This window comes from Marseilla massiliensis (assembly GCF_016899955.1).
GTDB lineage: Bacteria > Bacteroidota > Bacteroidia > Bacteroidales > Bacteroidaceae > Prevotella > Prevotella intestinigallinarum.
In genome coordinates, this window is sequence record NZ_JACJJL010000004.1 from 54,561 (window position 1) to 68,033 (window position 13,473).

At 62.0% G+C, this 13,473-nt stretch carries 10 protein-coding genes; 6 read left to right on the forward strand and 4 right to left on the reverse strand.

Annotated elements, in window-relative coordinates; translation table 11 throughout:
• The first annotated feature begins 465 nt into the window (after nucleotides 1-465).
• From H6B30_RS03395 to H6B30_RS16290, 3 genes are read left to right on the forward strand one after another with little or no spacing between them, the layout of a single operon-like run.
• On the forward strand, nucleotides 466-1,812 hold the full coding sequence (locus H6B30_RS03395) for a glycoside hydrolase family 28 protein (RefSeq protein ID WP_239483499.1): 1,347 nt from the start codon (nucleotides 466-468) through the stop codon (nucleotides 1,810-1,812).
• Nucleotides 1,813-1,820: 8 nt separating this feature from the next.
• Nucleotides 1,821-2,114, forward strand: a complete 294-nt coding sequence (locus tag H6B30_RS16280) for a hypothetical protein (RefSeq protein WP_239483501.1) — start codon at nucleotides 1,821-1,823, stop codon at nucleotides 2,112-2,114.
• On the forward strand, nucleotides 2,111-3,874 hold the full coding sequence (locus H6B30_RS16290; protein ID WP_338088936.1) for a glycoside hydrolase family 2 protein: 1,764 nt from the start codon (nucleotides 2,111-2,113) through the stop codon (nucleotides 3,872-3,874). Before H6B30_RS16280 ends, H6B30_RS16290 begins: the two co-directional genes overlap by 4 nt.
• A 145-nt stretch (nucleotides 3,875-4,019) precedes the next feature.
• Here the strand turns inward: H6B30_RS16290 and H6B30_RS03405 are convergent, their stop codons facing one another.
• Genes H6B30_RS03405 through H6B30_RS03415 form a run of 3 tightly spaced genes read right to left on the reverse strand, consistent with a single transcriptional unit; the run spans nucleotide 4,020 to nucleotide 6,980 of the window.
• Entirely contained in the window at nucleotides 4,020-4,760 is a 741-nt protein-coding gene (locus H6B30_RS03405) for an acyltransferase (protein WP_205107937.1), read from the reverse strand.
• 33 nt (nucleotides 4,761-4,793) lie between these two features.
• Nucleotides 4,794-6,284: a glycoside hydrolase family 30 protein gene (locus H6B30_RS03410; protein ID WP_205107939.1), complete on the reverse strand. Its 1,491-nt coding sequence runs from the start codon at nucleotides 6,282-6,284 to the stop codon at nucleotides 4,794-4,796.
• A 48-nt stretch (nucleotides 6,285-6,332) separates the two neighbouring features.
• Nucleotides 6,333-6,980, reverse strand: a complete 648-nt coding sequence (locus H6B30_RS03415) for a DedA family protein (protein ID WP_205107941.1) — start codon at nucleotides 6,978-6,980, stop codon at nucleotides 6,333-6,335.
• Between the two features lie 640 nt (nucleotides 6,981-7,620).
• Here H6B30_RS03415 and H6B30_RS03420 point away from each other — a divergent pair.
• The 3 genes from H6B30_RS03420 to H6B30_RS03430 all read left to right on the forward strand — a co-directional run bounded on the left by H6B30_RS03420 (nucleotide 7,621) and on the right by H6B30_RS03430 (nucleotide 9,875).
• Nucleotides 7,621-8,421: a TrmH family RNA methyltransferase gene (locus H6B30_RS03420; RefSeq protein ID WP_205107944.1), complete on the forward strand. Its 801-nt coding sequence runs from the start codon at nucleotides 7,621-7,623 to the stop codon at nucleotides 8,419-8,421.
• 219 nt (nucleotides 8,422-8,640) lie between these two features.
• Nucleotides 8,641-9,321, forward strand: coding sequence for a dihydrofolate reductase family protein (locus H6B30_RS03425; protein WP_205108177.1), 681 nt, complete (start codon nucleotides 8,641-8,643; stop codon nucleotides 9,319-9,321).
• A gap of 146 nt (nucleotides 9,322-9,467) precedes the next feature.
• Nucleotides 9,468-9,875, forward strand: a complete 408-nt coding sequence (locus H6B30_RS03430) for a hypothetical protein (RefSeq protein ID WP_205107946.1) — start codon at nucleotides 9,468-9,470, stop codon at nucleotides 9,873-9,875.
• 83 nt (nucleotides 9,876-9,958) lie between these two features.
• Here H6B30_RS03430 and H6B30_RS03435 read toward each other — a convergent pair whose 3' ends face one another.
• Complete coding sequence (locus H6B30_RS03435) at nucleotides 9,959-13,321, reverse strand: ATP-dependent helicase (protein ID WP_205107948.1); 3,363 nt, start codon at nucleotides 13,319-13,321, stop codon at nucleotides 9,959-9,961.
• Nucleotides 13,322-13,473: the final 152 nt, after the last annotated feature.

Genomic DNA, 13,473 nt, shown 5'->3' on the forward strand with positions numbered 1-13,473 from the left:
TGCAGGCTGTGGCCACATAGATGCCACCCTGGCGCCCCCGGCCGCAATCCACCATGCCCTCTGGCAGCACCCGGCATGACGCCGCACCGCCCAACGCCACCAACACCCTGGCACTCAATGCGTTACAATACGGGCCGTTTTGAGTTGCGAAACAGCCCGTATTACATTGCCGAACGGCCTGTATTGCAACGCCGAACGGCCGATATTGGAATGCCCCCCTGCAAGGACAGGCCCACCACTTGGTGCCGCCGGGGCTGCGGTTTACCCCCGGGCCATGCGCCCGCAGGCTTGGGCAGGGTGCATGCAACAATGTTTCGGCCGCACGCCAAAAGCCCACGGCGGCCCGGCATAAGGGCGGCAAACGTACGATAATGCAAGTTTTTGTACGATATTACACAATCAATGGGCATTTATTGACGTATATTTGCAACCACAACCATAAACAAACGAACAACAACAAACGCAATGAAGAAACTACTAAAAGCCACACGCCTGCTTGCCGTCACAGCCATGGCAATAGTCACCATGCAGGCCGGCGCACAGCTGCCCGAGGCCATCGAACCGGTGGAAGCGCCTTTCGACATGCCCCAGCCCGTGCGCCCTTCGTTTCCCGACCGCTCGCTGAGCATATCGAAAACCGGAGCCAGACAGGGCAAGATGGCCACCAAGGCCATACAGAAAGCCATCGACCGCATTGCCGGGCAGGGAGGGGGCACTGTCGTTGTGCCCGAAGGGAAATGGCTTACGGGCCGCATAGAACTGAAAAGCAATGTGAACCTGAGGGTGGAAAGGGGCGCCGAACTGCATTTCAGCGGCAACGTGGACGACTACCAGCCGGCGGTTCTCACGCGCAACGAGGGCATCGACCTCTACTCCATGGGGGCCATGGTCTACGCCAACGGCGCCGAGAACATTGCAGTGACAGGCGGGGGGAAGCTCATTGCGCCCGAATACGACTGCGAACTGACACGCCGCATGGACAAGGGAATAAGCGACTCGATATGCCGAGTGCCGCTCGCCGACAGGGTGTTCGACGGCAGCAACGGGGCCGACATATTCATGCCGGTGTTCTTCGGGCCCGTCAACTGCAGGAACATCCTGGTAGAGGGGGTCACCTTTGAGCGCTCCATATTCTGGAACATCGTGCCGGTGTACTGCGAGAACACCATCATCAGGGGTGTCACCGTGAGCAGCCACGGCCACGGCCGCACCGACGGCATAGACATAGACTCGTCGGTCAACTCGCTCATCGAGTACACCACGCTCGACTGCGGCGACGACTGCTTCACGCTGAAAGCCGGAAGGGGCAACGACGGGGTGAACCGAGCGCGCCCTACCGAGAACGTGGTCATACGCCACTGCACCGTGAAGCGCGGCGTGGGCGGTATCACCATAGGCAGCGAGACGGCGGGCATGGTACGCAATGTCTACGCCACCGACGTGACGATGGAGGCGCCGAAGTTCCCAATATACATCAAGACACGGCGGCCCAGAGGGGGCGGATGCGACAACATATGGCTTGAGAAGCTGCACATAAAGTCGTGTTCGGGCACGGCAATCAACTTCGACATGCTCGGCTCGCGGCGCTGGGTGGGCAACCTGGCCGACCGTTTGCCGGCGAGGCCCATAGGAAAGCTCACGCCGAAATTCGCCAACCTGACATTCAAGGACGTCACCATCGACGAGTGCAAGACGCTCATCAACGCCAAGGGGCTGCCCGAGCAGCCAATAGAAAACCTGACCCTCGACAACGTGAAGGCCCCCACCATGAGGATGACACTGCAAGACGTGGGCAAGATAACCATCAAATAGCACATCAAATGAAACGCAACATCATCACTGCAGCCATGCTGCTGCTTGCCGCCATTACAGCCGCCACGGCACAGGCTCAGCCCCGCACAGACACAGAAATCAACGAGAGGTGGACCGTGGCGCCCATTGCCGAGACCAACATGAAGGCAAAACGCACGCCTGTGACGCTGCCCCACACATGGAAGGCTGCCTACGACGACGGCAAGCGGCACTACAACCGCGAGACAATGGTGTACAGGCGCAAGCTCGACGTCACCCCGCAGATGCAGGGGCGGAGGCTTTCCTTTACTTCGAGGGGGTGAACTCGGTGGCCGACGTATATGTCAACCGGCGCTCGGCGTGCACGCACAAAGGCGGCTACACGGCTTTCTGCGTAGAGATAACGGGCATGGTTGGCCCCGGCGACAACGAACTTGAGGTGTGGGCGGGCAACGCCCTGCGCTCCGACGTGCTGCCCATCAGCGGCGACTTCAACGTCTATGGCGGCATACACCGGCCCATGAGGCTCATCACCACCGGCCCCGACTGCATCTCGCCGCTGTTCTACGGCTCGCCCGGGGTGCTCATCAGGCAGGACAAGGCAGACGCCGGGCGCGCCGAACTGACCGTGACCACCATGCTGTCGATAACTACCGGCGACGCAAGCCTGCGCCTGAGCACCACCATCACCGACGCCGCCGGGCGCACAGTGGCCCGGGACGAGACGGCGGCAACAGGCAGCAGCGTGAGCCAGAGGCTGGCCGTCGACAGGCCCAACCTGTGGCAGGGCCGCGAAAACCCGTATCTATACGATGTCAGGGTTGAGCTGATGCGCGGGCAGCAGGTGATAGACTGCGTGACGCAACACACCGGGCTGCGCTCGTTCAGCGTCGACGCAGAGCGCGGCTTCATGCTCAACGGACGGCCATACCCCCTCTACGGCTTCAACCGCCACGAAGACTTCAAGGGCTACGGCAGCGCCATGGGCCGCAGCCAGCACGAAACCGACATGCAGCTCATCATGGAGAGCGGGGCCACGATGGTGAGGCTGTCTCACTATCCGCAGGGCGAAACCATCTACAACCTGAGCGACGAGCGGGGCATTGTGCTGTGGAGCGAGATAGCCCTGTGCGGCCCCGGCGGCTACGACTATACGGACTACGTAAACAACGTGGCCGACAACGCCCGCCAGACGCTGCACGAGATGGTCTACCAGAAGATGAACCACCCGTCGGTGTGCTTCTGGGGGATATTCAACGAGGTGCTCGTGAGCGACGGCAAGCGGTTCCGCGAATACGACGACCCGCTGCCGATGATACGCGAGCTCAACGACCTCTACCACCGGCTCGCCCCCACCCGGCTCACCACCTTTGCCACCTGCGTAGACCAGACGCGCTACCTGGGGTGCTCCGACCTCATTGCCTGGAACAAATACACAGGCTGGAAGAACGCCGAGACAGACGCCGCCAAGTTCTTCGACAACGCCCGCCGCAACTCGGGGGGCACGCCCGTGGGTGTGTCGGAATACGGGCGCGGCGGCAGCACCGTGCAGCACGCCGACCCGCTGTACTACAAGGAAGACGACGTTCCGGGCACTTACCACCCCGAAGAATACCAGGCTGTGTGCCACGAGGGCTACTGGCGGGCCATCAAGGAGCGGCCGTGGCTGTGGACTAAGACCGTGTGGCAGTTTTCCGACATGCAGTCGAGCATAAAAGACGAGGGCGACACACCCGGCATCAACGACAAGGGGATGGTCACCTACGACCGCAAGACACGCAAAGACGCCTTTTATTTCTACAAGGCCAACTGGAACCCGCAACCCATGCTCCACCTTTGCAGCAAGCGGTTTGACCGCCGCAAGCACCCGGTGACCGACATCAAGGCCTACACCAACCTCAAAGAGGCCACGCTGTATGTCAACGGCAAGAAAATAGGCCCGGCCCGGCCCGACGACATAAGGCGGGCCGTTTGGAAGGGGGTCGGGCTGGACGAGGGCCGCAACACCATACGCATAGTGGGCAAGAGCGGCAAGACGGTGATTGAAGACTCGTGCACATGGACCGTGGAAAAGGCCATGTGACGGGCCGCCGCCGGCTCGCCACAGCCCCCGGGCATAAGGCCCGGATGGCAATACGTGCCGTTCTGCAGTGCAGGACGGCACGTATTACGATGTCAAACGGGCCGTTTTGCACCACAAAACGGCCCGTTTGACAATCGGCTGAAGGTCAGCGTGTTGCGAGATATTTACCTGTCGACTTCCTGTCCCAGTCAATGCCGCGCTTCACTATCTTGGCCGGTATGCCGGCAATCACCACATTAGGTTCGTCGAAACGCCTCGTGACAATGCTCCCCCACCCCACGATGCTGTTGTCGGCAATGCTCACGTTCTTGCCAATCTTCACGTCCTTGCCTATCCATACGTGCCGGCCTATCTCTATGCTCTCGGCATAATTGACCGGCTCGCCGTCGAGAGTGGTTATCGTGTGGGCGTCGGTGCACCATATGTCCACGCCCCAGCTCACCTGACTGTCGTCGCCGATGGTGAGCCGCGAGTTGTCTTCCTGCAGGTAAAGCGTGGCCCCATTGACCACCACCCGGTCGCCTATGTTCACCCGGCAGCCGCTGGCCGTGCGCGAAACGCCCGCCCCAAGGCCCGGTAACTGGCCTACTATGACCTTCATGCCGGTCATGCCGAGTATAGGCGAGCACCTAACGATGACCCTGCCTATGCTCACCTCGTTGGCGTTACCCTTGACTATGAGCATGAACCCTCCGCCCGTAAGCAACTCTGCGGCGCTGTCTTCCGAGTCGAAACGCATGGTCACACGGTTGTCATCGCCTATGATAGATATGCCTGATTGCGCCACCAGGCCTGCCATGCGGCTGTTGGTGCCGTCAAGACAGTCTACTTCCCTGTCGGGAAAAACAAATGTAAGCCTGTTGCCTTTGCCTGTTATTGTATCCATTGTCTGCCCTATATGTTTGCCGTCGCCGCCTGCTTACCGCTCTGCAAAGGTGTTGAGCGAGTGCGGCGCCATGGCCATGTTAAGATATTTCTTGCCTATGCGCAGCGTCACGGTGCGCTCGCTGTCGGCAAAGTTGCCCGCCATGACGGCCAGCTTCCCCCCTGGCGTGCAAGCCACCAGCACCGGCTGGCCCTGCTTGCCGCCCGCCACGAAGCCCACAATGCGCGAGCCCTGCGGTATGAACCGCGTGTAATGGCTCACAGCGTAATACTCGGGCGTGAGCGTAAACGTGCGCTTCTCTGAGTCGACACGCACCAGGGCGTTCTGCTTCCAGCCCCATGTGCTCATGCCATTGTCGGCCAAGACAGCGTTCCAGAAGGTGTAGTCTTCGCAGCCGTTGCCCAAGTAATGGTTGATGCGCTCAAAGGTATGCTCGGCCGCCCGCCAGTCGAACGAACCCCAGCCACACTCGCTTTCGGTCTGCACAAAGCGCATGCCGGGATACTTATTGCGCAGCCCGGGCAGCAGCTGGCCGCCCTCCCACTGCAGGCCCACGCCCCTGACGGCGGCGGCCATGGCCGTGTCGGAGAGCACCCGGTCTATTATGTTAAACCGGTTGGTGTTTATCGTGCCGAAGAAAACGTCGACCTCAGGGTGCTCACGCCTCATGGTCGGCACGAGATATTGCACATTGAAGCGGATGATGCCCTCGGGAGTCCAAGCGCACCCGGGGTATGGCGTATAGCTCCAGGCCTCGTTCTGAAACATCACCATGCCAATCTTTATGCCTTCGGCGGCATATTCGCTGACGAAACGGCAGAAGTAGTCGGCATAGGCCTGAAGGTAGCGGGGGTCTTGAATCATGTAGTCGGTGTGCGAGAGCGGGTCGGGAAAGGTCTTGCCCGTGGGCGCCTTGTAGTCGTCGCGGTCGCCCGCCGCCCCGCCGTAGAGCAGATAGTCCTTGCGCGCATCCATCGTGTTGTACTTCCTGTCGCTGCGCACCGGGTAGTCGGCGTTAATCTTCATCCAGCTCGGCGGGCACCAGGGCGACGCCCAGAACGTCATTCCCGGCACATGCTTCTGCGCCGCCCGTATGAAGGGAATGATGGCCTGGCGGTCGCGGTCGATGCTGAAATACTTCAGTTCGAAGTCGCCCGCCACCTCGTCGCAGCTGTACCACGAGCGCGCATAGTCGTTGGCGTTCATCGGTATGCGGCCCATGGTGAACCGCAGGTCGCCGTCGGGGGCGAACATGCGGTGCAATAGCTCCTCGCGGTCGGCCTCGGGCAGCATGCAGAGCGCGTCCCATGCCAGCTCGTTGAAGCAGTGGCCCCAGTGGTAAAAGGGCGTCCCGGTCTCGCTGCCGTCGACCACAAGCGCCGGCTCGGCCACGGCATTGCGCTCCAGCCTCACCTTGCTTTCCTTCCACTCGCGGCCCTCCGTGCTCGTCACGGCGGTGAACGTCTGCGCCGCGGCAGCCATGCCAAGCATCAGTGCAACGCCTGTCAACACATATTTCATCATAACAGCAATGTTTGGTTCATGCCATTTCCACACCCCGTTGCAAGGCCGTCAGTCGCGCTTGAGCCTGGCCCTGACCACCTCGATGACCGCCGGCAGCACCGAGATGACTATTATCGCCAGCAGCAGGAGCTTGAGATTCTGCTGCACGAAAGGCAGGTCGCCGAAGAAATAGCCGGCAAAGCAGAACAGCCCCACCCACAGGGCGGCCCCCGTAAGGTTGTAGACCATGAAGTAGAAATAGTGCATCTTGCCCATGCCGGCCACGAAAGGGGCAAACGTGCGCACTATCGGCACGAAGCGGGCAAGTATGATTGTCTTGCCGCCATACTTGCGGAAGAAGGCGTGGGTCTTCTCAAGATAAGCCTGCTTGAATATCTTTGAGTTCGGATTGGCAAACAGTTTCTTGCCAAAGAAGTGGCCTATCATGTAGTTGCACGAGTCGCCCAGCACCGCCGCCACGAAGACCACGAGCACGAGCCAGCCTATCTCGAGGGGCATGCCCGGCAGCGCCGTGATGGCCCCTGCCACGAAGAGCAGCGAGTCGCCGGGCAGGAAGGGTGTCACCACGAGCCCCGTCTCGCAGAAGATGATGACAAACAGTATGGCATACGTCCACTGGTGATAGTCTTGCACGAGCTGCACCATGTGCTGGTCGATGTGCAAGATAAAGTCAATAACAAGTTGAATGAACTCCATTTTCTTATCTATTACAGGAAAAAACAAACAATGTTTGGCAATGCCACGGCACTCGCCTGGCATTTCTAAGCGCCTGCAAAAATAGTGATTTCTGCCGAAGTTGGCTGTTAAATATTGTCGAAAATATTCCAACATTACTTAAAAGCGGCCCAGAAACCACGTCTTGCGCCCCAAGGCAGCCGCCTGATGCCACACCGGCAAGCGCTGCGGCGGCACTCAACGGCGTGGGCGCAGCCAACCGCCACAGCCACAAGCGCCACAGGCCGGGGCGCAGGCCGCAGGGTCGCAAGGGCCATGACAAACCATGACAAAAGGCCCGGCAAAAAGGAGAGGGGGCGCCACTGGCTTGCCAAACGGCCCATACGGGGTGGCGAAACGGGCCATACGGGCCGGTCGAACGGGCCGTTTGGCAACCCCGTACGGTCTTTGTTGCAACCCGCTGCAGGCCAGGCAGTTGGGCGGGAGCGCACGCATCATGGCAATATTTTACAAAATTGCCACACCGGCGGCTGCGCCCACACCGGCCGCCCTGTCGCCGGCAACAGTGCCTGCGGCCCCACAGCCATGTTTTGCACGATAAGCTTTGCCATGCCGGCCCATTTTTGTAAATTTGCAGCCAGACAAGAAATTAGACACACACATGCCTGTAATAAACATTGATTCGCTGGCGCATCCCGGGGTGGACGTGTTCAGCACGCTCACCGAGGCACAGCTGCGCAACCGCAAGGACGAGGCCGCCGGAGTGTTCATTGCCGAGAGCCCAAAGGTGATACGCGTGGCCATCGGCGCCGGCTACGAGCCGCTGGCACTGCTGTGCGAGCGCAAGCACATCGGGGGCGACGCCAAAGACATCATCGCCGCGTGGCCCGGCATACCCGTATACACCGGCGACCGCGACCTGCTGGCGCGGCTGACGGGCTACGTGCTGACGCGGGGCGTGCTCTGCGCCATGCGCCGCCCGGCCATGAAAACCGTGGCCGAGGTGTGCCGCGGGGCGCGGCGCGTGGTGGTAATCGACGGCGTTGTCGACACGACAAACATCGGGGCCATATTCCGCTCGGCCGCCGCCCTGGGCATAGACGCCGTGCTGCTGACACGCAACTCGTGCGACCCGCTCAACCGCAGGGCCGTGCGCGTGTCGATGGGCAGCGTCTTCCTCGTGCCGTGGACGTGGCTCGACGAACCCGCGGGCTCGCTGCGCGCCCACGGTTTCCGCACCGTGGCCATGGCACTGACGACCCACTCGGTGGCCATCGACGACCCGGCGCTCGCCAGTGAGCCGCGCCTGGCCATAGTGATGGGCACCGAGGGCGACGGCCTGCCGCACGAGACTATTGCCGACGCCGACTATGTTGCCCGCATACCCATGGCCCACGGAGTGGACTCGCTTAACGTCGCGGCGGCCGCCGCCGTGGCTTTCTGGCAACTGAGGGCACGCTGACGCCCACTGGCGGCGCAGGGCCTGCTGCGGCGGCGGGCCCGCATAGACAAAGTGAAATGTATACATCAATACGTAATCCGTATGCCATGGTTTTGCGCCACAAGCCGTAACTTTGCACCCGGCAGGCCGCATTGGCCCGCCAACGGCCGCACGCGCCGACTGAATGCGCCGGGCGGCGGCATGAAACAGCAAAACGACAACAACATGACAAGTAGCACTATGAGACCTTACATCATCTGCCACATGATGGCATCAATAGACGGGCGCATCGACTGCTCTATGGTAGACAAGATCAGCGGCGACGAGTATTACACGGCATTGGGCGAGCTGGACTGCCCTTCGACGCTCGAAGGGAGGGTGACAATGGAGCACTACAGTGCACTGGAAGGGCATTACGCAGCAAAAGACCCGGCCCCGGTGGGCAGGCCTTCGTTCTACATGGCGCAACAGGCAAAGGGATATGCCATTGCCGCAGACACCACGGGGAGGCTGCAGTGGCCGTCGAACGAGATAGACGGGGTGCCGCTGCTTTGCATCACGAGCGAACGGGCACCGCTTGAATACCTCAACATGCTGCGCAGCGAGGGCATATCCTACATAGCCGTGGGCAACCCGGCCATCGACCTGGCAGGGGCCATGAAGACGCTGCGCGGCGAGTTTGGCGTGGAAAGGCTGGCCCTGCTGGGCGGCGGAAACATCAACGGCGGGTTCCTTGCCGCTGGGCTCATCGACGAGGTAAGCCTCATGATTGGCCAGGGAATAGACGGAAGGAAGGGGCAGACGGCTGTGTTTGACGGCATTGCCGACGAGGGGTGGATGCCCGCCAAGATGGCGCTCGCCGACGTGAAGCGCCTCGATTGCGGCACGGTGTGGCTCAGATACAGGGCCGAACGCCCCTGACCGGCAACAGCGCCGAGACCGCCCTGACAGCGGCAACACGCACCGCCGGGGGGAAAAACTGGCCGCGCCGGGCTGCATTTACCAAACTTTTTACTTACCTTTGCCCCGCGGGTGGCAAGTGCCACACGGATAAACGAACGACAATCATGCTGAAACGCGACTATATACTGCGCCTCATACGCGAGTTCGCCGAGGCTCTCGAACTGGTGATGAAGAAGGACTTAAGCAAACAGAGAGACGAGATAAGGCTCATGTACGACCAATACGTGGGCCCTTACTCGCTCTACCACGTATGCACGATGGACGAAGTGATGGACTCGTTCGAGCGGTTTCCGCCCGAGGAACGCGCCGAACGCATGGAGATGCTGGCCGAGCTGTATTACGCCGAAGCCGGTCTGATGGCCGGCATTGGCGGTGACGAGTTGCTGCAAAGGGCGTTTGCACTCTTCGACTTCATCGACCGACACGACAAGACCTTCAGCATTGCCCGGCGAACAAAGATGGCCGACATACAGAAAAGGCTGGAACAGGCGGCCGCCGGGGCCGCCGACTGACAACGGCCGGGGCACCGCCGCAACGCAAAGCGCCACCCCCGCCCCGCCGGCCTGGGCCCAAACGCCGACGCTCAGCAGCACGGTCAGCGGGCCTCGAGGTAGCCGCCGTCGTGCCTCACGGCGTCTATAAGGGCGGCAAAGACCTCATTGCAGGCAAGCAAACCGGCGCAACCCACCATCACGAGGTGCTCGCGCGCACGGGTCATGGCCACGTTCAGCTTGCGGTCGATGGGCTTGCCGTCTTCGAAAAACACATTCGACGTAAGGAAATTGAGTTGATATCGCTTGCGCACAGTAAACCCGTAGACTATCACATCGCGCTGGCTGCCCTGGTAACGCTCCACGGTATCGATGCCAATCTGGTGCGCCTCGGACACCCCGGCGCGCACCAACGCATCGCGCACGGCGGCAATCTGGTTGCGGTAGGGCACGATGACGCCTACCGAAACGGCCGGGTCGAAGCCGTCGCCACAGGCCAAGCGCACCGAAGCCACCACCCGGGCGATGACCCGAGCCTCGGCCGTGTTTACCTTGTCGGAGCCATCCGAGGCGTCGGGATGCACCGAGACGAACGACACCCGGTGCCCCCCGACCAAGCGGCCTACCTCATCGGCACAGCCCGCAGGGGGCGGCAGGGGGCGCTGCTGGTGCTCCAGCGGCACCTCGCAGAGCAGCCCCGAATAGAACGCCCGGCTCGGAAACGAGGCTATGTCGTGGTGCATCCGGCCCTGGCGCGTCAGCATGTAGACCACGGCGGGGTCGGAGCGGTGGGCCCGCAAGAGCCGCTCGAATAGCGAGTCGCGGCAGTCGGTGAGGCCGATGGCGCGCAACAGAGGGTCGGCCACGGCCGACTCGTCGGGCGTTTGCTGCACCACGGCCGGCAACTGCTTGTGGTCGCCGATGAGAACAAAGCGCCCTATCGACTCTACGCCGCCCGAAGTGGCACCCAGGATGCCCACCACGTGGGGCTCGAGTATCTGTGACGCCTCGTCGATGATGGCCAGGCTGAAACGCTTAAGCTGCAGGAGCGCCGGGTTGGAGTTGACGGCCGACGTGGTGGCGCACACCACCCTGGCCGACGCTATGGCCTGGCGCACCTGGCCGACGCTTTTGCAGCAGGCCACCTTCTGGCTGAGAAGGTAGGGCCGGTAGGGCTCGGCGCAAGCCAGGGCCGAGCCCAGCCGCACGAAGTCGATGCCGCAATCGGACAGCTTTGAGCATATCTCGTCGACGGCACGGTTGGTGTATGCCATGACGAGCACGGCCGTGTCGGGGTGCAACAGTTCTTCGCTTAGGATGTTGAGCATGGCAAACGAGGTCTTGCCAGTGCCGGGCGGGCCTATCACAATGAAGAAGTCGAGGGCCTGCATGGCATGGAGCACAAGCCCGTTGAACGCCCCGTAATCGCCGGCAAGCGCCACCGAGCCATCCACGCGGGGCCTGCGCTGCGACAGCAACAGGTCGCGCCGCCGAGCCGGTGCCGACAGAAACGAGTGCATGGCGCGGTAGAGCGACGAGAAAGACGACTCAAACAGGTCGTGCTCAACGGCCCAGGCATAGCCCGGCGGACGGCTGAACACGCGGCTGTCGGTCTGCGGATTGCGCAGGCTGAGCTCTATGCCGGCCGTGGATATGGCCACAACGGTGGCACGCATGACCACCGCCCGCCGCGCGTCGGGCTCACGGCCGTTCTGGTAAGAATACAATATGACTATGTCGCCCGGACGGAAATTGGCGCCCTCGGCATCGGTGTCGGCTGCAAAGCGCAGCCTTACGCGCCCTATGCCCGAGCCACCTTCTGCCTCGGGCACAAGGCTGTCGATTGACAGCCGGTAGAATATGTTGCCGGCCTGCAGCTTCTCTTCGAGCGTGTCGTGCCACTTGGCGGCAAAGCCAGAGTTCTCTTTCGTCTTGTTGCCAATCTTCGACAGCAGGTGCTCGCGCTCCAAAAACGTCATCAACCTGAAGTAATATGCACGCTCAAGCGGCGTGGCCCGGCGCACGGGCAGCAGCAGGCGCTCTATCTGCGGGCGCGTGAACTGCTCCCAAAGCCGACCCGACTGGCCGCCGACATTGAAATTGTCGGGGGTGAGCCTGCCCAGCACGCTGATGCCTCCGCGCGCATACCACAGCTCACACCACACGACCTGGTTGCGCAGCATGAGCGCACGGCACAGCAACTCGGGCGCGGGGCCTACCTTGAGCAGGCTGTTGCGGTAATGGGAATAAAGCAGGAAGGCGCGTATGTCGGCATTGGGGCGCCCGTGGCCATAGCGCAACAGGGCCATGTAGAGCAGCAACTGCACGTAGTGGCGCTCCTGGTGGCGGGGCGTGTCGGGGTCGGGCCCCGGCGGGAACGCCCCCTTGCCCGACTTCTGCTCTATGAGTATGCAACGCCCCGGGCGCGCCCCGTCCATCTGCAGGAAGTCCATGCGGCCCTGAAGGCCCAGCGTCTCGCAAAAGAACGACGGTTCGAGCATGGCCTCGGCCGGGCAATAGTCGCTCACCTCGGCGGGCAGCACACTGCCCACGGCACGGCGTATGTTGTCGAGCTGCGAGCGGGCTTCGCTGTGGAAACCGCCGTCGATGCCGTCGCAAGCCGCCAGGGCCAAGGCGTTGTTTCGGAAAAAGCGGGCTGCGCTGTCGGCGTAAGTGCAGTCGAGCCCGTGCACGGCCTCGTCGAGAAGCTGGCCGGCAAAGTTACCCAACAGTATGTTCGACGACAGCGGCGAAGGCTTTAGCTTGTTTATGAGATAAGTGTATGGTGTTGCGCCATAGCTCTCGAAACAGGCCGCAACGGCAGAGATGTCTACCAGGTAGTCGGGTTCGAAGACTACAAGCTCGGGCACAACAAGCCCCCCAACCTCACGAGGGCGCACGAGGTTGAGCTGGCTTCCGGGCGAGATCAGGCCGCAGAGAGGGGCCCACGGGCCCGAACAGTCGACGCGCAGGCTGCCACCGTGCTCGCCGGTGGCAGTGACCACAGTGCCCTCGCAGCTTTCGGCCACCACGCGGACGCATTCGCCCAACACCTCGCCCCCGTCGGCGCTGAGGTCGCTCGCCGGCAGCATGGCGGCAAGCCCGGGCGGTATGGCAGCCCCGCCATACACACGGGAGACGAACAGGCACACATGCTTCAGGTCGTAGGGGAACAGCCGCGGCAGGCTGCCACCATCCTGCTCTTGAAGATGGCGCAGGCGTATGCGGGTGGCATTGATGCGGTATGCCAGCGGAGGCTCGACGCCGCACTCCTTGACAAGGTAGTCTACCTTGGCGAACATGCCTGCAAACGCTATCGTGCTGTGCATCAGACGCTGGTCGACGGCACGGCGGAAGACAGCGGCGAGCGTGGCATACGCCCCCATGACATCGGCCCCGGCTCTCTGCGCTGCGGCCAGCAACTCGCCATAGAAGTCGGATGGCGCGTCTTCAATGTATATCCCCATATATCAAAAATCCATATAAAACAACAAATGACACCACGGCCCTGGCGCCACAATCCGGGCGACGGCCGGGCGCCGCGGGCATGCCCCACGGGAGCAATGGCGGCCGGACAGCCAACCCACTGGCACACAGCCACTTGCAGAAGCGCGCCGAA

Coding starts and splice junctions, on each gene's coding strand:
- H6B30_RS03395 (WP_239483499.1), top strand. CDS start 466: ATGAAGAAACTACTAAAAGCCACACGCCTGCTTGCCGTCACAGCCATG.
- H6B30_RS03425 (WP_205108177.1), top strand. CDS start 8,641: ATGAGACCTTACATCATCTGCCACATGATGGCATCAATAGACGGGCGC.
- H6B30_RS03430 (WP_205107946.1), top strand. CDS start 9,468: ATGCTGAAACGCGACTATATACTGCGCCTCATACGCGAGTTCGCCGAG.
- H6B30_RS03415 (WP_205107941.1), bottom strand. CDS start 6,980: ATGGAGTTCATTCAACTTGTTATTGACTTTATCTTGCACATCGACCAG.
- H6B30_RS03435 (WP_205107948.1), bottom strand. CDS start 13,321: ATGGGGATATACATTGAAGACGCGCCATCCGACTTCTATGGCGAGTTG.
- H6B30_RS16280 (WP_239483501.1), top strand. CDS start 1,821: ATGAAACGCAACATCATCACTGCAGCCATGCTGCTGCTTGCCGCCATT.
- H6B30_RS03410 (WP_205107939.1), bottom strand. CDS start 6,284: ATGATGAAATATGTGTTGACAGGCGTTGCACTGATGCTTGGCATGGCT.
- H6B30_RS03405 (WP_205107937.1), bottom strand. CDS start 4,760: ATGGATACAATAACAGGCAAAGGCAACAGGCTTACATTTGTTTTTCCC.
- H6B30_RS03420 (WP_205107944.1), top strand. CDS start 7,621: ATGCCTGTAATAAACATTGATTCGCTGGCGCATCCCGGGGTGGACGTG.